This is a genomic window from Streptomyces sp. CNT360 (genome assembly GCF_000424785.1).
In genome coordinates, this window is the sequence record NZ_AUKO01000001.1 from 710,514 (window position 1) to 731,668 (window position 21,155).

The following is a 21,155-nucleotide window of genomic DNA, read 5'->3' on the forward strand; positions in this document are numbered from 1 at the left end:
GCGGATCACCACGGGGGGCATCCCGTGCGGACACGAGGTCCGTGCAGCTGCCGGCGGCGGCTCCGGCTCAGTACCAGTTGTTGGCCTGCCAGAAGTCCCAGGCGCCGCAGGGGCTTCCGTACCGGTCGTTCATGTAGTTGAGGCCCCACTTGATCTGGGTCGCCGGGTTGGTCTTCCAGTCCGCGCCGGCCGAGGCCATCTTGGAGCCCGGCAGCGCCTGGACGAGACCGTAGGCGCCCGAGGAGGCGTTCGTCGCCTGGTAGTTCCAGCCCGACTCCCGCGAGACGATCTCGGAGAAGCACTGGTACTGGCCACCGCCGACGATCTGCTTGGCCATCGACTGGACCTCGGAGGTGGAGTACGAGGACTTCTGGGCGAAGTCACCCGCGTCGGCGCGGTCCGCCGAGCGGCTGGACGCCGTCTTGAGCTCGTCGCGCTCCTTGGCCTTCTTGGCGGCCGCCTTGGCAGCGGCGTCCTTCTCGGCCTTGTCCTTCTTGGCTGCCGCGTCCTTGGCGGCCTGCTTGCGAGCGGCTTCCTCGGCCGACTTCTTCGCCTTCGCGTCCGAGGCCGCCGACGCGGCGTCGGCCTGCTGCGTGAGGGAAGCGGTCTGTGCCTGAGTCTGCGCCCCGGCCGGTATGTCCTCTAGGAGCGTCGCCTGCGCGGCGGTGGCCTCGGCGTCGGACGCCTGACCCTGGTCGGCGCCTGCGGCAACCCCGACGACGGCGCCGACGGTGGTGACCGCGGTGGCGGACGCCACGGCGAATCCCCGGACCGAAATCCGAGCAGTCACACGGTTTCCTTCCAACATGCCCGCTCGGATGACCTCGCGGACGCAATCGTGCCCCTGACTCTGGCCTCCCTTCGAGTGGGCGTGGGAGACACGGGCCCGGTGGGCTTCCCGGAAGGGACAGCCCGCGTGGTTCTTCGGGCGGCATACGGCGCGCTGCTGTTCAGTTCTGTACTGCTGTGCGGTGTCGCACCGTTGAAGGTGCGGGTGTGCCGTATGCGGGGCCTGACAGAACCCACACCTTGCCGGACCGGGACGCGCGGAATCAATTCGACGTTGAGTGGGAAAGCTCACACGGCGTTTGGGGCAAACCGATCCCGGAAAAGAGCGCGCGACCGGGCCCCGTACCGCTAGGGTGTTTCGCCCTTCGGCACAGGGCCCGGTCAGGAGCTGTCGTACGGCGCCGCGCTGACTTCTCGTCAGAAAAGCGGGCCGGGCGGTTCAGGCACGGCCCTCCTCCAGCATCTCCGTCACCAGTGCGGCGATCGGCGACCGTTCCGAACGCGTCAGTGTGATGTGGGAGAAGAGCGGGTGCCCCTTGAGTCGCTCAACGACGGCGACCACCCCGTCGTACCGGCCCACCCGCAGATTGTCACGCTGCGCCACATCGTGGGTGAGCACGACCCGGGAGTCGGTGCCGATACGGGAGAGCACCGTCAACAGCACGTTCCGCTCCAGGGACTGCGCCTCGTCGACGATGACGAACGCGTCGTGCAGCGACCGCCCCCGGATGTGGGTGAGCGGCAGCACCTCCAGCATGCCGCGCGCCACGACCTCCTCGATGACCTCGCGGCTGGTGACGGCCGAGAGCGTGTCGAAGACCGCCTGCGCCCACGGGCTCATCTTCTCCGCCTCGGTGCCCGGCAGATAGCCCAGCTCCTGGCCGCCGACCGCGTACAGCGGACGGAAGACCATCACCTTGCTGTGCTGCCGGCGCTCCAGCACCGCCTCCAGGCCCGCGCACAGTGCCAGTGCGCTCTTGCCGGTGCCGGCGCGGCCGCCCATGGAGACGATGCCCACCTCCGGGTCGAGCAGCAGATCGAGCGCGACCCGCTGCTCGGCGCTGCGTCCCTTGATGCCGAAGGCCTCCCGGTCCCCGCGCACCAGCCGGATCCCGCCGTCCGCGGTCACCCGGCCCAGCGCGTTGCCCTTCTCCGACTGCAGGACGAGTCCCGTGTGGACGGGCAGCTCGGGGGCGTCGTGCGGCAGCGCCACGCTCTCGCTGGCGAACAGTTCGTCGACGTCCTCGCCGGAGACGGCCAGTTCGGCCATGCCCGTCCAGCCGGAGTCGGTGATGGCCAGTTCCGCGCGGTACTCCTCGGCGAGCAGCCCCACGGACGACGCCTTGATGCGCAGCGGCAGGTCCTTGGAGACGACGGTCACGTCGTACCCCTCCGCCTGGAGGTTGCGCGCGACGGCGAGGATGCGGGCGTCGTTGTCACCGAGGCGGCCCTGCGCGGTCAGGAAAGCGGCCGGCAGCGCCGCGGGGTCGGAGTGGTTGAGCTCGACCCGCAGTGTCCCGCCTGCCTCGCTGAGCGGGATCGGCGCGTCGAGCCGACCGTACCGGACCCGGTACTCGTCGAGCCGCCGGAGGGCCTGCCGGGCGAAGTAGCCCAGCTCTGGGTGGTTGCGCTTGGCCTCCAGCTCGGTGACGACGACCACGGGGAGCACCACCTCGTGCTCGTCGAACCGGTCCATGGCGGCCGGGTCGGCCAGCAGCACGCTGGTGTCGATGACATACGTGCGCCGGTCGGACTCGCTGCGCTTCTTGCTGATCACCACGGTGGGACGAACCCCCTCGGATGAGGTCGGGGAGCGACGGCGTCGCGGGGGAAGAGACCGGAGAGCGCCCGCACCACGCGGGCCGGCCTCCGGCCCTCCGCGCCCCACTGGGTGGGGTCTCCGTGGTGTCCAACAGGGCCTCCCGGCGACCGCGCTCCGTGAGAGGGGCACGGTCGTGAGGGGTATTCCCGCCCGAGTGGTCAAGCATGCAATCACGCCGGGTACGCCGAGGAGCGGCCCGGAACGGGGGACACCGTAAGAGCGGTGAGAACGGCAGGAACGGAGAGAACCGGGAGGGGGAGGAGGGGAAAGAGAGGACGGGGGAAGAATCCGCGTGCGCGCCGCTGTCCGGCCGCCGGGTTCACCCGAGCGCCGGATGCCTCCGGCCACCCAGGACCGCCCGATCGCCGGGTGCGCTCGCTCTGCGGGATCACTCGATCGCCGGGGCGGCTCGGTGGCCGGGACGGCTCGGTGGCCGGGACGGCTCGGTGGCCGGGGTCGCTCAGTTGCCGTAGCGGCGGTGGCGGGCGGCGTAGTCACGCAGGGCCCGCAGGAAGTCGACCTTGCGGAAGCCGGGCCACAGCACTTCGGCGAAGTAGTACTCGGAGTGGGCGCTCTGCCAGAGCATGAAGCCGGACAGCCGGGTCTCGCCGCTGGTGCGGATGATGAGGTCCGGGTCGGGCTGGCCCCGGGTGTAGAGGTGCTCGGAGATGTCCTCGACCGTGAGGCGCTCGGCGCACTCGTCGAGGCTTATCCCGCGCGTCGCACGGTCCGCCAGCAGGGAGCGGACGGCGTCGGTGATCTCCTGGCGCCCGCCGTACCCGACGGCGACGTTCACCAGTATCCCGTCGATGTCGCCCGCCTGCTGCTCGGCTTCCTTGAGCACCTTCTGGGTGCTGTCAGGCAGCAGGTCGAGCTGTCCGACGTGGTGCACGCGCCAGCGCCCGTCGGCGGCCAGGTCGCGCACGGTGTCCTCGATGATGCCGACCAGCGGGAGCAGCTCGCTCTCGGGACGGTTGAGGTTGTCGGTCGACAGCAGCCACAGGGTGACGACCTCGACGTCGGTCTCCTCACACCACCCGAGAAGCTCCTGGATCTTGCTGGCTCCGGCCTTGTGTCCCTGCTCGGCCGTTCCGCCCGAGGCGCGCGCCCACCGCCGGTTGCCGTCCAGGATGACGCCGATGTGCTTGGGCACCCGAGCGTGGTCGAGACGGTCCTCCACCCGGCGCGCGTAGAGCTTGTACACCAGGTCGCGCAACTTCATGGGAACGGCCAGCCTCTCCGTGCCGAATCGGGATTCCAGCACCCTACTGCCGTTCGGCCTGACGTACGAACCGAGGCGGTCAGGCAGCGGTGATAAGAAATGGCATATGACGCACCGCACCACATCCTCCGTTGCCGCACCCACTCCCACCGCTGTTCCCTCCGACACCCTCTACCGCGCCGAGCCGGGGCGGTACGAGACGATGGAGTACCGGCGCACCGGCCGCTCCGGGCTGAAGCTGCCCGCGATCTCGCTCGGCCTGTGGCACAACTTCGGCGACGACCGCCCGCTGGCCACCCAACGGGCGATCCTGCGCCGCGCCTTCGACCTGGGCGTCACCCACTTCGACCTGGCCAACAACTACGGCCCGCCGGCCGGCTCCGCCGAGCTGAACTTCGGCCGCCTCTTCGCTCAGGATTTCCGCCCGTACCGCGACGAACTGGTCATTTCCACCAAGGCGGGCTACCTCATGCACCCGGGGCCGTACGGCGAGTGGGGCTCGCGCAAGTACCTGCTCTCCTCGCTCGACGCCTCGCTGGGCCGCATGGGGCTCGACCACGTCGACATCTTCTACTCGCACCGCTACGACCCCGACACCCCGCTCGAAGAGACGATGGGGGCCCTCGCCAGCGCCGTCCACCAGGGCAAGGCGCTCTACGCGGGCATCTCCTCCTACAGCGCTGCCCGCACCCGCGAGGCGGCCCGGCTGCTGCGTGAGATGGGCGTCCCCGCGCTGATCCACCAGCCCTCCTACTCCATGATCAACCGCTGGACGGAGGAGGACGGGCTCCTCGACACCCTGGAGAGCGAGGGCATGGGCTGCATCTCCTTCGCGCCACTCGCCCAGGGCCTGCTCACCGACAAGTACCTCCACGGCGTCCCCGAGGGCTCCCGCGCCTCGCAGGGCAAGTCCCTGGACCCGGGCCTGCTGACGGAGGAGGTCGTACGGCGGCTGCGCGGCCTGAACGCCCTCGCCGAGCGCCGCGGCCAGTCCCTGGCACAGCTCGCCCTGCGCTGGGTGCTGCGCGACCCCCGGATGACCTCCGCGCTGATCGGCGCGAGCTCCGTGACCCAGCTGGAGGCCAACGTGGCCGCGCTGCGGGCGGCGCCGCTGGAGGACGCCGAACTGGCCGAGATCGACGAGCTCGCCGTCTCCGAACCGGGAACCAACATCTGGGCGGCCAGCAGCAACAACTGAGGCGGACGCACCGTCCCCGTACGCAGAAGCGGGCCGGTCCGTGGGGGGATACGGACCGGCCCGAGGGGGGGGTTCCCACCTTAGCCCCTCGGAGGCGATGTTCCGTACACCAACGACCGTGTCGCGTGGGACGTCAACGGCCGTGTCCTGCAGGCCGGTACGAGGCCCGTGTCCGACGGCCTGCTGTCAGGCCGCGAGCCCGCCCAGTGCGAGACCCGCGAGGGCCCCGAGCACCATGAAGGGGCCGAAGGCCATGGCGCTGGTCCGGCGGGCGCGGCCGGTCAGCACCAGCGCGAAGCCGTACACGGCGGCCGACAGGAAACCGAGGAACGCCCCGCCGAACAGCACCGGCCAGCCGTACCACCCCAGGACCACCCCGACCGACAGCGCGAGCTTGACGTCCCCGAAGGCCACGGCCCGGGGGCTGATCACGAACAGCACGAAGAACGCCCCGGCCAGAACCACCCCGCCCAGCAGGGCGCGTCGCCAGCTTCCGCCCGCGCCGGGCAGCAGCGCGGCCAGTCCCAGCAGGGCGGCGGCACCGCCGGCCAGCGGCAGGGTGAGCAGATCCGGCAGGCGCATCACGGCGAAGTCGACGGCCGCCAGCAGCAGCGCGCACGGGACGAACAGCAGCCACACCGCGAGTTCGGGGCGTACCCCGACGGCCGCGGTCAGTCCGCCGCAGCCGAACGCACCGAGCAGCGCGAGGGCGCCGCGCCCGTACCGGTTCGCCCCGTAGCTCTCCTGCGCCCCCGCACACCCGGCACATACGGCGGGGCCCAGCACGCCGCGCACTCCCCCGCCCAGCGGGTGTCCCTCGGGGCAGGCCGCGCGCCAGGGCTGACCGGGCTCCACGGACAGGCGGTAGGCGGCCCTCGGCAGCGCGGCACCGGCCGCGGCGCCGTATGCGGCGGCGGCCACGATCGCTATCCACTCCAGCGGCACACGGCGAGCCTACGTCGGGCACGGTCCGCGACCTGCCCCGCTGTCCGCCGTACGGAGGTCTCCGGGAGCGATTCATCTCACACCCGGTCGGAGCATCTTGGAGCGGGACAGCGCCGACACCTGCGACGCAGCACCAATAGGCCGCCCCAAAGGCCTCGTTAACCAACTGCCGTTGTCAGTGGGGGGCCGTACTGTAGTCCGTATGACATCGACTTCCACCGGGCCCGGAGAGCCCGGACGGTCCGCGGAGGCCGACAGGGGCGCAGGGCCCGCGCCGGAGCTCTCCGTCACTGCGGCGAACGACGCGATCAGGGACTTCGTCGCCGGCCGCACCCTCTGGTCGAAGGAAGCCCTCGCCGAACTGGACCGGCTGCGCGGGCAGTGGCAGCGCGCCGTTCGTGCCGAGATGGTCGAGGCGGCGTGAGGGCCGCCGCCTCGACCATCTCTTCTCTCCGCCCTCCCGCTCGAAACCTCCTCCCCTCCTTTTCCTGACGCCACGCGGCGTTCGGTCTCTCCGACGTCCCGTGCCGATCCCTCCGCCAACGGGGTCTCGCCAGTCGCGCGTTGATCCGCAAGCATGTACGCAGGAGCGGTACGCGCGGGGGCGCGGGCCATGGGGAGACGGAGCGCTCGGTGGGAAAGTTCGGACTGCGGCGCGGCGGTCGGCCGCCGGACGGCAAGGACGTGACCGGCGGCCACGGCGGCACGGGCAGGGCAGCCGGGACGGGCACAGGGCCCGAGGCGGACGGTCCCGCGGCTCGTGCCCGGCGCGGACGGCAGCGACTGCTGCTCGCCACAGCGCTGTTCGCGACGCTGGTCCTGCCCAAGGTCGTCACCCCGCCCGGGGAGGCCGACGGCGCGTCGGCCCGCCCCTCTCCCAGCGCCCGGAGCGTGCCCGCCTATCCGACGCCCCGCCCCGGCGGCAGCGGACCGGCGCCCTCCTCGCCGCCGCGCTCCGGCCTGCCACCGGGCAGCTCCCTGCCCACCCCGCCCGCCGACGCGCCGCGCCCCGGCGCCACCGACCCCGGCATGTCGGACGACGCCTTGGCGGATGCCTTCCACAGCGTGCGGGCCGGACAGTGCCTGACTGTGCACGGCAACGGCTCCGGCTGGAGCCGCCCCGCTCCGGACAAGGCCACCCGTGTCCCGTGCGGCGACGACCGGGCGTTCACCCGGGTGACCGCCGTCCGGCGCACCGGACCGGGCGAGGCGGGCGAGGGAGCCGGCCCCTCCTGCCCCACCGGCAACGGGCGGGCCACCTGGTCCCACGGGGAGACCGCCTTGTGTGTCACCCGGCAGTTCCGCACCGGCCAGTGCCTGCTGGCCGAGTCCGAAGGCGGCCGGATCCGGGCCGCCCTGATGTCGGCGCCCGCATGCTCCACCCGGCCACCCGCGAAAGGCAGCGGCACAGCCCACCCGGGGCGCAGCAACGAAGCGGATGAGAAAGGCCGTTACGACACGCTGCTGACCATCACCGGTGTCCGCGACCGGCCCGCCCCGTGCCGGGAGACCGACGACGGTGTGCACTCCCGCTACTGGACATGGAAGGTCGACGGCGGCAGCCGCACACTGTGCACCGCGGACGCGACGGAATGAGCCGCTCCCGATCCCGCCGGGACGGGCTGCGGGCGCCTCAGCCGGGACGCCGCCGCCACCGGGTCGGCGTGGCCGCCACCACCGCTGTCGTACCCGCTACGAGCACGAAGGGCAGTGCCGCGCCCGGCAGCGCCCAGAACGGCACCGCGGTCAGCGCCGCGACCACGCAGTAGAACGCGCCCGCCAGGGAGAGGAAGCACTGGAGGCGGGGCGGCCCGTCCGCGTTGAGGCGCACCACCAGCGCGGCGCACACGGCCGCCCACAGCGCGGCCCGCGGCTCGCCGAAGCTGACCGCATCCCGTACGTCCTCGGCGGCGCGGAACCACCACTGGCCGTCCAGCACGTCGACGAGATGGCGGAAACCGTCCGCGTAACCGGGCAGCCGCGCGCCCGGCGGCACCCGCTCGCCGAGTCCCGCCACGTCCCCGCGGACGAACTCGGTGATCAGCAGCAGCGCGGCTCCGAGCGCGTGCGCGACGCCCGCTGTCCAGCCGGTGGTCCAGGCGCGGGCGGGTGAGGCGGCGCCGGCGGCCCGCGTGCCGTCGTCGCGGCGGACGACGCCGGATGCCTCGGTCCGCGCGGTCGTGCCCTCCGCCGCCTCCTCCCGGGTCACCTCACTGTTCACCCCTGCGCCCTTTCCCTCGTCGTCCCCGCCTCATCCTTCAGTCCTTCTTCGGGAACGAAACCTCCACCCGGCGGTTCTTCTTGCGGCCCTCCTCCGACCGGTTGTCCGCGACGGGGTAGTCCTCGCTGTAGCCGCGCACCTGGAAGCTGACGTCGGAGCCCAGGTGGGAGGCCAACTCGCCCTGGACCGCGGTGGCCCGCTTCTTGGACAGCTTCTTGCCGTGCGCGTAGGAACCGAGGTCGTCGGTGAAGCCGAAGACGTTGACCTCGGTGCTCTCCTGCTGCTCGATCTCCTTCGCGATCGTTTCGATCCGCGACTTCGCCCCGCTGTTCAGTTTCGAACTGTCCTTGGGGAAGAGCACCTCCGCCTGCAAGGTGAACTTCGTCTTCGCCGTGCTGTCCTCGCGCCGCTCCTCGCCGCCCAGGTCCTCGGTCACGAACTCGATGTCCAGCACCTTGGGCTCCGCGAGCTTCGCCCCGCCCGCCAGCCGCAGCCCGTCCGCCTCCGGATCCACCTGGACAGGGGCCTCGGAGTCCCCGATGTTGTCCGGCGGCTCGCTGTACCCCGGGTCCCCCGGCCCCTTCTCCCCCGGGAGGGACGGTGCCTGCCCGGTCGGGATGGTGGTGGGGTCGTCCGTGGGGTACTTGGTGGCGATGTCGGGGATCGAGGGGGTGGGGCGTGGCGTCGGATCGTCGGCCGCGGCACCAAAGGCGCCGAGGCCGAGGACGAGCGCGGCCGAGAACGACGAACAGGCCACAGCCCTGGTCACGTACGGACGGGGGAGGCTCATCCTCATCCCTCCCCGCCGATCGTCACCTCGGCGGGAGGCATGTCGGCGATCTGGAACTCGACCTTGTCGTTGCCCTGCGGGGGCGCCGGGAACTGGGCGTACCAGGTTTTCGACTTGCCCGCCTGCACGGGCTGCCCGAAGGAGGTGCACAGGCAGCGGCCCTCGGTGTCGCGCAGCACGAGGTAGCGCTTCTTGCCCTTCTTGTCGACAAGCTTGGCTCCGGCGACGGACAGCTTGTTGCGCAGGGCCACTTCGGACTCGTTGCCCTCCCAGCCGGGGGCCACCCAGATCTTTCCGCTGCCGTTGGTGACCTTCCCCGTCACCGTCACGAAACCGCCGGACTCGCGGCGGGCCGCGGCGACGGTGAGGGTGATGTCGTCCCCGCCCTTGACCTGTGCGAGCGGCCCGTCGCCGTTGCCCTGGTCCGGGTCGCCGCCCCCGTCGCTGTGCTCCTCCTGGGAAGGCCGCGGTTTCTTGGCGTCGTCGCCACCGCCGCCTCCGCCGCAGGCCGCGGCCGTGAGCACCAGCCCGGCTGCGAGCGCGACCGCGGCAACGCCCCTGCGGAGCTTCGTGGTGCGCCGAAGATTCATGAAGTACCCGACTCTCCTTCGTCGTTGGCTCGTCATTCGACCAGCACCACGGCGAAGAGGTCCGACGGTCTCACGTCGGGGTTCTCGTCGCGGGGGTCGATCGTGAGGTCCTCGCCCGCACAGGTGAGTTCGATCTCCTCGGCGTCCGCGTCCTCGCCACCCGCCTCCTCGCCGCCCGCGTCCTCGCCGGGGCCGTCCTCGGCGTCCCTCCCGGCGGCGTCCTCCTCGGCCGCGCAGCGGGGGCGGACCACGGCGGTGGCGGTGGCCCGGGCCTTCTTGTGGTCCGCGCCCGGGACGAAGGTGTCGCCCGTGTCGAACCGGGTCCGCACCCGGACGGTGTAGCCGCCGTCCCCCTCCCGCGCCACGGGAGCGCAGGAGAGCAGGTCGGAACGGTTGCGGCCGGCGAACCGGGCGGCTGCACCGCAGCCGTCACCGTCCAGCGGCGCCACCCCCTCCAGCCACTCCCGCCACTCCTCGTCCCCCGCCAGGGCGTCCAGGAAGCCGTCGAAGTACAGGTCCCGGTCGTCCCTGGCGGCCGCCAGCGCGGCGGCGTCAGCGGCGGTCTGCCCGCCGTTGCGGACGGTCGCGGCCTGGGCGACGGCGAAGAAGGCGAAGGCCAGGAAGAGCAGACCCGCGATCACCGCGCCGTACAGCAGGACCGTCTGCCCCTCGTCACCGCGCCACCGGGTGGTCAGCCTCCCAGAACGGCACTGACGGCGTTGGCGATCGCTCCCGAGATCATCGAGTCGAGCCCGAGCGCGCGGATGGCGAGGATGATGCCGGCGACGAGGATGACGATGCCGGCGTATTCGATCGAGTTGGCGCCCCGGTCCGCGGCCCGGCCCCGAAGACGGGTGACGCGGGTCCGGATCCGCCTGCGGATGGCGTTCGACATCGGGATCTCCTCCGTTGGTGGCTGACTCGGTGTCCCCGCAGGGACACGTCCCCGTGTCCGACCGGCTGACCCGTCCCGCGTGGCGGCCGCCGTGGGAACCGCCGCAGCGTGGTGGTCTCACGTCACGCGCCCCTCCCTCACCCCCGCGCGGTGTAGCTGACAGTCGCTGCCCGAATGCAGACTGTGCCACAAGTCGTTGTGGCGGCGAAGAGGGAGCGGAAAACCCGTCGGCCACGCGGTCCACGGCGGCTCGCCCCTCAGTCCCGCACGATCGACTGCACCTCCTTGACCGTGACCGCCGTCCGGCTGTCCGACGTGCCACTGGGCATCGCATGCTGCGGCCCGCCGTCCGGGCTCTCGCCCTCGTTCCAGTGGACCTTCCACGTCACGTACGCCGTGAGGGTGGAACCGCTGTCGCCCGAGGCGCGCCGGTAGGTGATGTTGCAGCCCGCGCCCTTGGTGTCGATCCCGTACGAGCCCTTCGAGGCCCGCAGGTCGTAGCTGCACGAGGACGGGTCGGCCTGGGCCGAACCCGCCTCCAGCCGCAGCTTGGTGGGAACGGCGGTCGTCGTCGCCGCCAGCGCCCCGCCGGGGTAATCGAGACTCGCGGTCACCCACACGCGCGGGAGCTTCCTCGCGAACGAGGCGTACGTCTTCAGATTGACGATCTGCCGTCCTGCGGGCGGGCTGAGCTCCAGCGGCGGCGCCGGGAGCTTCGTCTCCCGGTAGGCCAGCCCCGCGAGGATCTCCGGATCGATGACGGGCGCATCGGGCGGCGGCGGATCCTTGGGGCCGATCCACAAGAAACCCTCCTTCGTGTTGCAGGAGCCGTCGTCGTCCCCGGAGATCTCCAACTCCCACCACAGGCCCTTGCGGCCCTTGTTGAAGTCGTGCTCCCCGTACTTCCTCGTCAGCTCGGCGGCCGCGCTGCCGGGGTAGTTGCGTGCGGCCAGCGTCACCTTGTCGAACTGCTTCGGCGTGTAGCGCGGCACGTACCAGCACGGCGGCGGCTGCCAGGCGGCTCCCGCCGCGGGGACCATCGGGGCACCCCCGGAGGGGACGTTCACCTTCTTGTACTGGACGGTGGCGGAGATGCCTCCGCCACCGCCCCCACCACCCTTGTCGGACCGGGCCGGTGGTTGCTCCCAGCTCTTGTCGTCGCCCGCGTGGGCGGGGTATCCGCCCACGACGGCCAGGGCCGCGATGAACACGGTGACCCCGGTGCGTCTGGGCGTCACCGCTTGCATCCCGGGTCCCCCGTCTTCGCCGTCATGGTCATCGCCTTCCATTCCCCGCCGTGCTTCTCCATGCGGGACCGGAAGCGCGCGAAGTCCTCGTCGCTCGGTTCGGTCCGCAGGACCTTCCCCGTCTTCACGACCTTGGCGAAGGCGTCCCGCTTGCTCTCGCAGTAGGTCACGACCGCCGAGTCCTTGTCCTGGACGACGGCCTTCCGGTCGTAGTAGCGGTACACGCCGGTGCCGACCTGGCCGTCGTCCTTGAACTTCGAGATGTGGTACTTCAGCGCCTCACCGGCGTCCTTCCACAGGAACCGGTAGGCCACCGGCAGGCCGCTGTCGGCCTTTGCGATGGACAGGACCACGGCACGCAGCGCGTACCCGTGGTCCCGCAGGACCTCGTCCTGGGCCGGGTCGCCGGTGTCCTCGTCGGCGATGTCGACCTTGACGCCGTCCGGGAAGTCGAACTCGGGGGTACCCAGGCCGTCGCCCTTGCCGGCCTTCTTGCCGCCGCGGTCCTCGGCCGAAGCAGACGCGGAGGCCGAGGCGTCGCCGCCCTTGCCCGCCCCCTTGATCTCGTCGCCGGAGCCGCCCTCGGCGCCGCAGGCGCCGAGCAGCAGCGCCGCCGCGAGGGTGGCCGCTGCGGTGAGTGCCGTGGACGTTGCAGTGGTCCGCTTGCTCATCGTGCGCGACTCCCGTCAGCCGACAGCGGTGACCGCCCAGAGTAATCATTCGAGCACCCTTGCGACAGGCGCAACAGCGATGCGTACAAGCGGAGTTGGGGCCTCATCCGCCCAGCACCGAACCCAGGTCGGTGTCGGAACCGAGGACGAAGGTGGCCACGATGAGGATGAGCGTGCCCGGCAGGAGGAAGGCGATGGTCGACATGGTCGCCTTGGGCACGGTCTTGGCCGCCTTGCGCCGCGCATTCTGCGCGTCCGTACGGCGCATGTCGGTGGCGATCTGGATGAGCGTCTCGGCGATGGGGGCACCCAGTTCCTCGCCTTGCTGGAGGGCCGTGACGAACTGGTCGACCTGGTCGCTGGCGTTGCGTCTGCGCAGCTCGTCGAAGGCCTGCCGGCGGCTGACGCCCATGTCCATCTGGCGCAGGGTGATGCGCAGTTCGTCCGCCCACGGGCCGGCGTAGCGGTCGGCGACGCGTTCGAGCGCCTGGCGGAAGCCGAGGCCGGCGGAGACGACGACGGCGAGGACGTCGAGGAAGTCCGGCAGGGTGCGTTCGATGACGCGGCGGCGGTCCTTGACGGCCTGCCGGATGACGAGGTCCGCGGCGTACCAGCCGAACGCCAGCACGAGAACGGTGAAGAACAGGCTGCCGGCCGAGAGACCCACTACGGCCATCAGAACGCCGAAGAGGCCGTAGACGGCACGGCGGGCGGCGTACCGCTGCACGGTGAGGCCGCCGGGGTTGCCCGCCTGGTCGATTCTGCGGCGTTTGCGGGCGACCTGGCGGGGCCCCATCAGCCGCAGCACGAGAGGGGCGAGACGCATCCCGAGGCGGTCGATGGCGGCCTCGCCCTTGGTGGTGCGGGTGGCGCCGACCTCCAGGGCGACGGCCAGGTCGGGCGGCAGCCTGGTCTCGGCCCGGTACAGCCGCACTCCGGCGAAGGCCCCGTACACGGCGACGGCGGCGAGCAGGGCGAGTCCCAGTGCGATCACGGGCTCACACCTCGATCCTGCCGAGCCGGCGGATCACCCAGAACCCGGCGGCGAACAGTCCGACAGCGACGACCATGGCGATCTGCCCCACGGGGCTGCCGGTCACGCGGGTCAGGGCCCCGGGCATCATCGAGTTCATCATCAGCATGGCGCCCAGACCGAGCAGCGGAATGGTGAAGGCCGTCGCGTTGACCTCGGCGAGCATGGTGCGCACCTCGCGCCTGGTCTCCTTGCGTTCCTCCAGGGTGGTGGTGAGGTTGCGCAGGGAGGCGACGATGGTGCCGCCCGCGCGGTTGGAGAGGACCAGCGTGGTGACGAGGACGACGAGTTCGCGCGACGGCAGCCGCTCGGCGAGCTCGCCGAGCGCGTCGTCGACGGAGCGGCCGACGGCCAGTTGATCGGTGACCAGCCGCAGTTCGTCTCCGGCCGGTGCCTCCAGCTCCTCCGCCGCCATGCCGAGTGCGGTGCGCAGTGCGAGCCCGGCGGAGGTGGCGTTGGCCAGGATGCGGGCGAGTTCGGGGAGCTGGTTGATGAACTGCTCGGTGCGGCGCTGCCGCTGATGGCCGAGGAACGCGTTGCCGGCCAGGACGCCGACGAGGGCGGCGATCGGTCCGAAGAACGGCGCCAGGACGGAGGAGGCCAGCAGCCACAGCACGGCCACCAGTCCGGCCATGGCGACGACGTACTCGCCGGGGGTCACCTCCAGCCCGGTGGCGGCCAGTTTGCTCTCCAGGCGGCGGCCTGCGGCGGTGGCCCGCACCCGACGGTCGACACCGGCGAAGCGGCGTCCGCGTCCGGTCGGACCGGATGCGGCTCCTTGGCCGGCGCCCTCGTCCTGGCCGAGCCGCTCCAGCAGTGCGCGGCGGCGGGCCCGTCCGGAGAGGAGGCTGAGCACGCCCGCGGCGGCGAGCACGCAGGCGGCCAGTGCGGCACCGAGTGCGAAGGCCGCGGTGGCGTCCAGCGCGAGCGCCACCGGCGCCGGGTGGCCGCCGGGCCCGGATGCGAGGGGGGCTGCGGGCACGGAGGGCGGTCCCGCTGCCGGCGGCGGGCCGAGTGGACCGGTCACAGCGCCTCCCTGGTGGCGAGCTGGTCGTCGGTGCGGGCCACGCCGAAGGCCGGGGGTACCGACTCGCCCGCCAGGTGGAGCCGGTCGGCGGCGCGGCGCGGCAGCGGCAGGTGGTCGAACGTGCCGTGCACCCGGCCGTCCGGGCCCATGGGGCGGGCCGCGAACCGGGAGACCGTCGCGATCCGGAAGGCCTCCCGCGCGTGCGAGGCCAGCAGGGAGATCTCGACGACCTTGCGGGAGCCGTCGGCGAGCCGGGCGAGTTGGACGAGCACGTCGACGGCGGAGTTGATCTGGTCCTGGAGGGCCGCGAACGGCACCTCCACCTCCGACATGGAGGCCAGCGTCTGCAACCGCATCAGCGCGTCCTCGGCGCTGTTGGCGTGCACGGTCGCCAGCGAGCCGTCGTGCCCGGTGGACATGGCCTGGAGCATGTCGAGTGTCTCCCCGCCGCGCACCTCGCCGACGATGATGCGGTCGGGACGCATCCGCAGCGAGTTGCGGACCAGTTCGCGTACGGTCACCTGGCCCTTGCCCTCGACGTTGGGCGGGCGGGTCTCCAGCCGGATGACGTGGCTCTGCTGGAGCTGGAGTTCGGCGGCGTCCTCGACGGTGATGATGCGCTCGTGCTCGGGGATCAGCGCGGAGAGCGCGTTGAGCAGGGTCGTCTTCCCGCTGCCCGTGCCCCCGGAGACGATGAGGTTGCAGCGGGCCCGGACGAATCCGGACAGCAGGGCCAGCATGTGCTCGTCGAGGGTGCCCAGGCCGATGAGTTCGGCCAGGGTGTAGGCGCGGGGAAAGCGGCGGATGGTGAGGGTGGCGCCGGTCAGGGACAGCGGCGGGATGATGACGTTGACCCGCTCCCCCGACGGCAGCCGGGCGTCGACCATCGGATTCGACTCGTCCACCCGCCGGTTGACGGTGGAGACGATGCGCTCGATGGTCTGCATGAGCTGCTCGTCGGAGGCGAAGCGGACAGGCACCCGCTCGACCCGGCCGCCGCGCTCGACGAAGATCTGGTCGGGGCCGTTGACCATGATCTCGGTGATGGAGCCGTCCTCCAGCAGCGGTTCGAGCACACCCAGGCCCAACGCCTCGTCCACCACGCGGCGGATCAGCAGCGTGCGGTCGCCCGTCGCCAGCACCGGGCCCTCGCGGCTGATGAGATGGCCCAGCACCCGTTCGAGGCGGGAGCGGCGTTCGGCGGGGGACAGCGCCGACATCTCGGCGAGGTCGATCTCCTCCAGCAGCTTGGTGCGGTAGGCCGCCACGAGGTGACCGGTGGCGTCGGCGGACGCCGCGCCGGACACCGGACCGCCCTCGGGCCCCTGCTGTGCGGCGTTGGCGCTGATCCGGGACCGCAGGCTCATCGTCCCCCCTCGCTCACGAACTCCCTCTCGTCACCTGGCCGGAGCGGTTTCCTCGTCGGCTCCCGCCTGCTGGTCCGCTCCGGTTCCTCCGTTCCCTTCGCCGCACGCCGGCTCACCCGCTCCGGTCCTTCGCTCCGTCGCTCGGCATCGTCGCGGAGCGGGAGACCTCGCCCAGGTCGTCGATGCCGGGGATCAGGGAGGGGATGGTCACCGTGGTGGTGACCTGGACCTCGTCGCGCCCTGCGGAGAGCGCGAAGCTGCTGCGGCGCGCCGTCCAGCCGGACATGGCGGCCCGCCCGCTCGCCGCGTAACCGTCCGCGATCTCCTCCTGGGAGGCCACCCGGGCCGCCGCCCGCGCCCCGGTGCCCGCCTGCTGCACGGCGTACCCCGCGATGCCCAACTGGAGGGCCGCCATCGCCACGAACAGCAGCAGCGGCAGCATCCCGGCGAACTCCAGGGCGCTGGAGCCCCGGTCGCCGCCCTGCGCCGCCCGCCCTCGTCCGCTCCGCCGCACGCCGGCTCACCCCTCCTCCGCCGCGCCCGCCTCGCCACCGACCGTGAACGGCAGCCCGGCCGCGCCCGGGAAGAGGAGCGGCGTTCTCAGGTCGACGTCCGCCTTCCACACCGTGCCGCCGCGGGTGCAGCGGACCGAGGCGTCTGCACGCCACTTGGCGGGCAGATGTGCGCGGGCCGCCGCCTCGCACGCCCCCTGCGGGTCGCCGTAGGCGGCGGCCGCGGTGGCGGCGCGGGCCGCCTCGTCCGCGGAGTTGCCCGCGAGGGAGAAGGTGTAGCCGATCAGTACGCACTGCCACAGCAGGGCGAGCGTGAGCAGCACGAGGGGCGCCATCCCCGCGAACTCCACGGTCAGCGAGCCCCGTTCCCCCTCGGCGCGGGTACGAGGTGCCAGGCGGTGCCGCCGCAGGAAGCCGAGCGCGCCCCGGTCGGGGCCGCCAGGAGAGGGACCCGCCCCCTCCGTATGCGGCGGGGAGGCGCCGGGTCCGAAGGTCCCGGGTGCGGAACCGTCCGACGCGGAGGTCCCGGGTGCGGAGCCGCCCGGTGCGGAGGCGCCCGGCGGCAGGGCCTGCCGGGCGCGGGGGCGCTCGCCCGGTGCGGTGCGGCCGCTTTGCTGCCCCTGCCCCGTCAGGCCGAGCTCCCCGGCCAGCCCCCACAGCGCCTGGCGGACGCTGCCCCTGGGGTCGAGGTCCTGCATCCGGCCGGCGTCCAGCGCCGACTGGAGCTCCTTGAAGTGGGCGGGCACCGCCGTGCGGGCCACCGGGGTGCCGGTGATGCGGGCGACGAGCTGCGGCTGGATCTCGCTGTGCCGGGAGGCCCGGTTGACCACGGTGAGCGTCTCGCTGGCCTTGCGGACCCGCAACCGGTCCCACAGCCGCACCATGCGGGTCGCGCCGCGTACCGCGACCACGTCCGGGGTGGTCAGCAGCAGAGCCACGTCGGCCGACTCGACCGCGGCGGCGTTGGCCGCGTGCAGCTGGGTGCCGCAGTCGACCACGACGACCTCGTACCGGGACCGCAGCGCGGCCAGGAGCTGACGCGCCGCGCGCTCGTCCACCTCCTCGCCCCGCTCGCCCTCCGCGGGGGCCAGGAGCAGCCCCAGACCCGTCTCGTGCGGATAGACGGCGTCCTTCAGGACGCGCGGCGACAGGTCCCGGATGCCCGCCAGGTCGACGACGGAGCGGCGGAAGCGCACGTCGAGATACGAGGCCACGTCACCGGCCTGCAGGTCGAGGTCGACCAGCACCGTGTCCCGTCCGGCTGCCCGGGCGGCGAGCGCGAGCTGGACGGCGGTGAGCGTGCTGCCCACCCCGCCCTTGGCGCCGGTCACGGTGACGACCGTGCCGCCCGCCGGCCCGCCGGGCCCGTACGGGGCGGCGCCGTATCCGGCCTCGTACCCGCCGCCCAGATGACGGCGCACCCCGCGGGCCCAGCCGGCGGCTGCGGTGACCCGCGCCTCCAGCTCGTCGTAGGCCAGCGGCAGCGCCACCACGCCGCGTGCCCCGGCGTCCATCGCCGCCGAGTACAGCCGGGGGCTGGTGTCCTGGGTGGCCAGCACGACGCCGACGGCGGGGAACCGGAGCGCCACCTGACCGATCAGCTCCAGCGCGGACACCGGGCCGATCAGCTCGTGGACGAACACGACCTCCGGCAGCCCGTCCCGTGCCTCCTCCGCCTGGCGGGCCAGGTGCTCCAGCAGCTGGGCGGAGTCCACGGCCGGCGGCATCGGCTCGGCCTCGGGCAGCTGGCTGAGCAGAGTGACGACCGCGCGGGCGGCGTCCGGATCGCTGACGGCCGGCAGGATGCGGGTGACCATGGGACCTCACTCGTCTCCGGGGAGCGTGTAGATGCGGTCCTTCTCGGGGGCCCGGGTGTCGTCACCCGGCGCGACGAGGGCCAGCCGGACGTTCTCCGCGAAGGACTCCGCGTACGCGACCCGTTGCGCGTTCCCGGTGGAGAGCGCGAACGTGATCGGCACCCCCTCGCGCTCCTCGCGGCGGGTGCGCTCGTCGCGGTCGCCGTCGTCGTCGAGCGGGGTCAGCTTGCCGACGTCGATGACCTTGGCGCGGCTGACGATGAGCCGGGACTCCGACGGCGTGCCCGACCCGCCACCGCCCCGGTCGTCACGGCCCGTCCCCTCCGGGCGCCGCTCGCCCTCGAACGTGGCGTAGATGTTGACGCGGTTGCCCGGATCGATCTTCCCGGCCACGCCGGTCTCCGCATCGATCATGATGGCGAGCTCCTGCTCGCCCTCCGCCAGCTCCGGCCGCTTCGCCATCATGTCGGACTGGAGCAGCGAGCCCTTCTGCAACGCGTTGGCGGCGATCCTGCGGCGGATCTGCCCCGGATCGGTGACCGCGGTCCCCGGCAGCCAGCGCCTGGGCATCGATATCCGCTCCAGTTGCGAGGCGTCCAGCTTCTCGTAGGCGGGCACGTCCTCCTTCAGCCGATAGGCCGTCACCTCGTCCCCCACCTCGGCCTCCACATTCCTGACCACGGCCAGCACCCCGGCGAACGCCGCGAGGGCGCACACGAGCGAGAGGACCAGCAGGAGGACGCCGCGGCGCCGGCGTGAGTTCATGGACGGAGACCTCGGGGATCGGCGACGACGGGACGGTGACCGTCCGCGGGACGGGCGGGGGCACCGTCGGCAGGCCGGGAACGGTCGAGCGCGCGCGGGTCGCGCTTCGCGGACGGCTCAGGCGTTGCAGACGGTTCAGGCGCCGCGGAGGGTGCGCCGGGCGGTTCCGCGGGCAACGGTGCGGCGCAGAAGGCGCACCGGTCACCGATGAGTTCCAGGCCGCACCCGTGGCACACGTCGCGCCGTACCGAGGCGACGAGCTGGTACAGCACGGAGACGTCCGGAATGGCCGCCACGAACTCCGTCAGCTTGCCCGTGCCCCACCACGCCGCCGAGTCCGAGGGCAACGGCGCCTGCGCGACCCGGCCCACCCGCCAGCGGGCCGGCAGGGTGCGGGTCGCCCAGTCGGAGCTGAACTGCCCGTGCGCGACCGTCAGATCGGTGGCGAACCGCGGCCCGGTCAGGCCGTCCTCGCCCTCCGCCGCGCCGATGCGGACCAGCTCCGGAACCGGCGCTGCCAGCACCGCGAACTGGGTGCCGGGCAGCCACGAGCGGGCGTGTGAGCCCACGGTGACCGGTACCCGGTCCAGCTTGGCGACGGAACCGAGGACGGCCCCCGCGTACAGGTAGTGCGTCAGCAGCCGTACGGCAGCGCCCAGCACCCCCGGCGAGAAGTCGCACAGCGACAACTGCCGCAACTGCCGCACCAGTACCGCCGTCGCCAACGGCGGCAACGGGACCGGCACCAGCGCGAGGCGTCGGCTCTCCAGCAGCGCCCTGACGGTGTGCAGGCGGTGCCGGAACGGGAGCGGCAGGGTCTCCGGATGGACGAGGACGAGGTAGCCGTGCCGCTCCAGCAGGGCCGACGTCTCGGCGAGTGCCGCCTCCAGCGGCTGTTCACCGGGCGAGGTGAAGACGTGCGCAGCGGGGGTGTGGCCGTCGGACGGCGCGAGCATGTGCCCCGGGCTGGTGACCGCCAACGCCACAGACACATCCGCCTCCCCCGGGATGCCCCACCGCCGCGCGAACCGCACGGCGACTCCCCCACGCTGCCGCGTCCGCCACGGTTGTGCCGACCTCACACACTAGCCAGGGGATCCCGGCGAGAGAACCGTTCCCCGCAACGCACGTGACCGGACCACTACCCACCGCGACCCCATTCGCAACCCCCACCCCACGGGTTCCGGACTGCGGCCCCCCCGGGGAGTGTTCATCCGATCTGATGGTCACGCCACGGTTTCGCCCGCGACCCCCTGCTGATCTTCATAGCGTCCAGCCATGGTCACCTCCCGTCACGAGACGGCACACCGGATCTTCCAGGAACGGCCCGCGCTGCTCGTCCCCACCTTCCGGCTGCTGGGCGTCTCCCTCCCCGAGGACTCCCTCGTCGAAGTACTCACCCCTGACGCCACCGAGCTCAAACCGATCGAGCGACGCATGGACACCGTGCTGCGACTGAATCCGCGGGACGGCGGTACGCCCACGATGCTCGCCATCGAGGCACAGAGCCGGCCCGACCCGGAGAAGGAAAGGAGCTGGGCCTACTACCTCTCCTTCCTGGAGTCGAAGAACAGGTGCCCAGCGCTGCTGGTGGTGCTCTGCCACGACAAGGAGACGGCCGAGTGGGCCGTGGGCCCCTTCCACCTGGGGACCGGCGACTGGAATCCCCTCACCGTGAGGCCGCTCGTCCTCGGGCCCGGCAACGTGCCGATGATCGTCGACCCGGAGGAGGCGGCCGAAGATCTCGCGATGGCCACCTTCGCGGCAATGACTCATGGCAGGAGTCCGGACATCTCCGCCATACTGGATGCCCTGGCACGTGCCCTCGGTCGAGCCGACGACGAGTCCCTTCGCTATTACGCGGAACTGTTGGAGTCGGTCTCGGCAACGGCCCGGCTCAGCGAACTTGGAGAAAGCTCATGAAGAACGGCAGCTACTTCCCCGGACGCGGCACGCTCGTGGAGGAGACCTTCCTGGAGGGCAAGGCCGAGGGCATCGCCGAGGGCGAGGCCAGGGGTGAGGCCAAGGGCGAGGCGAAGGGCAAGGCCGACTCGGTGCTGCATCTGCTGGAGTGGCGCGGCATCCCCGTCACCCCCGCGCAGCGCGCCCGCATCACCACCTGCACCGACCCGGGCACCCTCGACACCTGGCTGGAACGGGCCTTCACCGCCACCGATCCCGGCCACCTGTTCGAGGAAGACGAAACGGCGTGAAGAACGGCAGCCACTCCGCCGGACGCGGCAC

23 protein-coding genes are annotated in these 21,155 nt (G+C 72.3%); 5 read left to right on the top strand and 18 right to left on the bottom strand.

All coding sequences use genetic code 11. The annotated features are described in order from the left end of the window. Positions 1-67: 67 nt before the first annotated feature. The 3 genes from H297_RS0103075 to H297_RS0103085 form a co-directional block, all read right to left on the bottom strand. The gene (locus tag H297_RS0103075) at positions 68-808 is read right to left on the bottom strand and encodes an aggregation-promoting factor C-terminal-like domain-containing protein (protein WP_199787130.1); all 741 of its coding nucleotides are present in this window, start codon (positions 806-808) and stop codon (positions 68-70) included. Positions 809-1,228: 420 nt separating this feature from the next. Beyond that, positions 1,229-2,569 carry an RNA 5'-3' helicase PhoH2 gene (phoH2, locus tag H297_RS0103080; protein WP_027735855.1) on the bottom strand — a complete coding sequence of 447 codons (1,341 nt, stop codon included), beginning with the start codon at positions 2,567-2,569 and terminating at the stop codon, positions 1,229-1,231. A 502-nt stretch (positions 2,570-3,071) separates the two neighbouring features. After that, complete coding sequence (locus tag H297_RS0103085; RefSeq protein ID WP_027735856.1) at positions 3,072-3,833, bottom strand: isoprenyl transferase; 762 nt, start codon at positions 3,831-3,833, stop codon at positions 3,072-3,074. A gap of 106 nt (positions 3,834-3,939) precedes the next feature. Here H297_RS0103085 and mgrA point away from each other — a divergent pair, with 106 nt between their 5' ends. Beyond that, positions 3,940-5,031 (top strand): L-glyceraldehyde 3-phosphate reductase, encoded by a 1,092-nt coding sequence (gene mgrA, locus H297_RS0103090; RefSeq protein WP_027735857.1) that lies wholly within the window; start codon positions 3,940-3,942, stop codon positions 5,029-5,031. A 186-nt stretch (positions 5,032-5,217) separates the two neighbouring features. On the opposite strand, the gene H297_RS0103095 is transcribed toward mgrA, so the two are convergent. After that, positions 5,218-5,970, bottom strand: a complete 753-nt coding sequence (locus H297_RS0103095) for a prepilin peptidase (protein WP_051351502.1) — start codon at positions 5,968-5,970, stop codon at positions 5,218-5,220. 208 nt (positions 5,971-6,178) lie between these two features. Between H297_RS0103095 and H297_RS0103100 the strand changes: the two genes are divergently transcribed. Both H297_RS0103100 and H297_RS0103105 read left to right on the top strand, forming a co-directional pair. Continuing rightward, entirely contained in the window at positions 6,179-6,400 is a 222-nt protein-coding gene (locus H297_RS0103100) for a hypothetical protein (protein WP_027735859.1), read from the top strand. A gap of 209 nt (positions 6,401-6,609) precedes the next feature. After that, on the top strand, positions 6,610-7,572 hold the full coding sequence (locus tag H297_RS0103105; RefSeq protein ID WP_027735860.1) for a hypothetical protein: 963 nt from the start codon (positions 6,610-6,612) through the stop codon (positions 7,570-7,572). Positions 7,573-7,609: 37 nt separating this feature from the next. Here H297_RS0103105 and H297_RS40115 read toward each other — a convergent pair whose 3' ends face one another. The 14 genes from H297_RS40115 to H297_RS0103175 form a co-directional block, all read right to left on the bottom strand. Next, a complete protein-coding gene (locus H297_RS40115; RefSeq protein WP_051351435.1) occupies positions 7,610-8,197 on the bottom strand; it encodes a hypothetical protein in 588 nt (195 codons plus the stop codon). Between the two features lie 37 nt (positions 8,198-8,234). Further along, on the bottom strand, positions 8,235-8,987 hold the full coding sequence (locus H297_RS0103115) for an OmpA family protein (protein ID WP_078513689.1): 753 nt from the start codon (positions 8,985-8,987) through the stop codon (positions 8,235-8,237). 2 nt (positions 8,988-8,989) lie between these two features. Continuing rightward, positions 8,990-9,577: a hypothetical protein gene (locus tag H297_RS0103120; protein ID WP_027735862.1), complete on the bottom strand. Its 588-nt coding sequence runs from the start codon at positions 9,575-9,577 to the stop codon at positions 8,990-8,992. A gap of 32 nt (positions 9,578-9,609) precedes the next feature. Further along, complete coding sequence (locus tag H297_RS0103125; protein ID WP_078513690.1) at positions 9,610-10,218, bottom strand: hypothetical protein; 609 nt, start codon at positions 10,216-10,218, stop codon at positions 9,610-9,612. A gap of 50 nt (positions 10,219-10,268) precedes the next feature. Then, the gene (locus H297_RS0103130) at positions 10,269-10,472 is read right to left on the bottom strand and encodes a hypothetical protein (RefSeq protein WP_027735864.1); all 204 of its coding nucleotides are present in this window, start codon (positions 10,470-10,472) and stop codon (positions 10,269-10,271) included. Positions 10,473-10,729: 257 nt separating this feature from the next. Beyond that, positions 10,730-11,710: a hypothetical protein gene (locus H297_RS0103135; RefSeq protein WP_051351436.1), complete on the bottom strand. Its 981-nt coding sequence runs from the start codon at positions 11,708-11,710 to the stop codon at positions 10,730-10,732. Then, positions 11,707-12,390 carry a hypothetical protein gene (locus tag H297_RS42515; protein ID WP_051351437.1) on the bottom strand — a complete coding sequence of 228 codons (684 nt, stop codon included), beginning with the start codon at positions 12,388-12,390 and terminating at the stop codon, positions 11,707-11,709. The genes H297_RS0103135 and H297_RS42515 overlap by 4 nt, the downstream gene beginning before the upstream one ends. Before the next feature lie 103 nt (positions 12,391-12,493). Continuing rightward, entirely contained in the window at positions 12,494-13,384 is an 891-nt protein-coding gene (locus H297_RS0103145) for a type II secretion system F family protein (RefSeq protein WP_027735866.1), read from the bottom strand. Positions 13,385-13,388: 4 nt separating this feature from the next. Beyond that, positions 13,389-14,345 carry a type II secretion system F family protein gene (locus tag H297_RS0103150; RefSeq protein ID WP_027735867.1) on the bottom strand — a complete coding sequence of 319 codons (957 nt, stop codon included), beginning with the start codon at positions 14,343-14,345 and terminating at the stop codon, positions 13,389-13,391. 101 nt (positions 14,346-14,446) lie between these two features. After that, entirely contained in the window at positions 14,447-15,817 is a 1,371-nt protein-coding gene (locus H297_RS0103155) for a TadA family conjugal transfer-associated ATPase (protein ID WP_027735868.1), read from the bottom strand. Between the two features lie 112 nt (positions 15,818-15,929). Continuing rightward, the gene (locus H297_RS0103160) at positions 15,930-16,331 is read right to left on the bottom strand and encodes a TadE family protein (protein ID WP_027735869.1); all 402 of its coding nucleotides are present in this window, start codon (positions 16,329-16,331) and stop codon (positions 15,930-15,932) included. Positions 16,332-16,337: 6 nt separating this feature from the next. Beyond that, positions 16,338-18,146, bottom strand: a complete 1,809-nt coding sequence (locus tag H297_RS0103165) for an AAA family ATPase (protein ID WP_027735870.1) — start codon at positions 18,144-18,146, stop codon at positions 16,338-16,340. Positions 18,147-18,152: 6 nt separating this feature from the next. After that, the gene (gene cpaB / locus H297_RS0103170; RefSeq protein ID WP_027735871.1) at positions 18,153-18,911 is read right to left on the bottom strand and encodes a Flp pilus assembly protein CpaB; all 759 of its coding nucleotides are present in this window, start codon (positions 18,909-18,911) and stop codon (positions 18,153-18,155) included. Continuing rightward, the gene (locus H297_RS0103175; protein ID WP_027735872.1) at positions 18,908-19,903 is read right to left on the bottom strand and encodes a hypothetical protein; all 996 of its coding nucleotides are present in this window, start codon (positions 19,901-19,903) and stop codon (positions 18,908-18,910) included. The genes cpaB and H297_RS0103175 overlap by 4 nt, the downstream gene beginning before the upstream one ends. A gap of 286 nt (positions 19,904-20,189) precedes the next feature. Between H297_RS0103175 and H297_RS40120 the strand changes: the two genes are divergently transcribed. Further along, positions 20,190-20,834 (top strand): hypothetical protein, encoded by a 645-nt coding sequence (locus H297_RS40120; RefSeq protein ID WP_486589382.1) that lies wholly within the window; start codon positions 20,190-20,192, stop codon positions 20,832-20,834. Beyond that, positions 20,831-21,124 (top strand): hypothetical protein, encoded by a 294-nt coding sequence (locus H297_RS43955; RefSeq protein ID WP_027735873.1) that lies wholly within the window; start codon positions 20,831-20,833, stop codon positions 21,122-21,124. Before H297_RS40120 ends, H297_RS43955 begins: the two co-directional genes overlap by 4 nt. The last annotated feature ends 31 nt before the right edge of the window (positions 21,125-21,155 follow it).

Excerpts from the sequence above, each read along its gene's own strand:
- H297_RS0103075 (WP_199787130.1), bottom strand. The coding sequence starts at position 808 with ATGTTGGAAGGAAACCGTGTGACTGCTCGGATTTCGGTCCGGGGATTC.
- H297_RS0103085 (WP_027735856.1), bottom strand. The coding sequence starts at position 3,833 with ATGAAGTTGCGCGACCTGGTGTACAAGCTCTACGCGCGCCGGGTGGAG.
- mgrA (WP_027735857.1), top strand. The coding sequence starts at position 3,940 with ATGACGCACCGCACCACATCCTCCGTTGCCGCACCCACTCCCACCGCT.
- H297_RS0103100 (WP_027735859.1), top strand. The coding sequence starts at position 6,179 with ATGACATCGACTTCCACCGGGCCCGGAGAGCCCGGACGGTCCGCGGAG.
- H297_RS0103115 (WP_078513689.1), bottom strand. The coding sequence starts at position 8,987 with ATGAGCCTCCCCCGTCCGTACGTGACCAGGGCTGTGGCCTGTTCGTCG.
- H297_RS0103120 (WP_027735862.1), bottom strand. The coding sequence starts at position 9,577 with ATGAATCTTCGGCGCACCACGAAGCTCCGCAGGGGCGTTGCCGCGGTC.
- H297_RS0103130 (WP_027735864.1), bottom strand. The coding sequence starts at position 10,472 with ATGTCGAACGCCATCCGCAGGCGGATCCGGACCCGCGTCACCCGTCTT.
- H297_RS42515 (WP_051351437.1), bottom strand. The coding sequence starts at position 12,390 with ATGAGCAAGCGGACCACTGCAACGTCCACGGCACTCACCGCAGCGGCC.
- H297_RS0103155 (WP_027735868.1), bottom strand. The coding sequence starts at position 15,817 with ATGAGCCTGCGGTCCCGGATCAGCGCCAACGCCGCACAGCAGGGGCCC.
- H297_RS0103165 (WP_027735870.1), bottom strand. The coding sequence starts at position 18,146 with ATGGTCACCCGCATCCTGCCGGCCGTCAGCGATCCGGACGCCGCCCGC.
- cpaB (WP_027735871.1), bottom strand. The coding sequence starts at position 18,911 with ATGAACTCACGCCGGCGCCGCGGCGTCCTCCTGCTGGTCCTCTCGCTC.
- H297_RS40120 (WP_486589382.1), top strand. The coding sequence starts at position 20,190 with ATGGTCACCTCCCGTCACGAGACGGCACACCGGATCTTCCAGGAACGG.
- H297_RS43955 (WP_027735873.1), top strand. The coding sequence starts at position 20,831 with ATGAAGAACGGCAGCTACTTCCCCGGACGCGGCACGCTCGTGGAGGAG.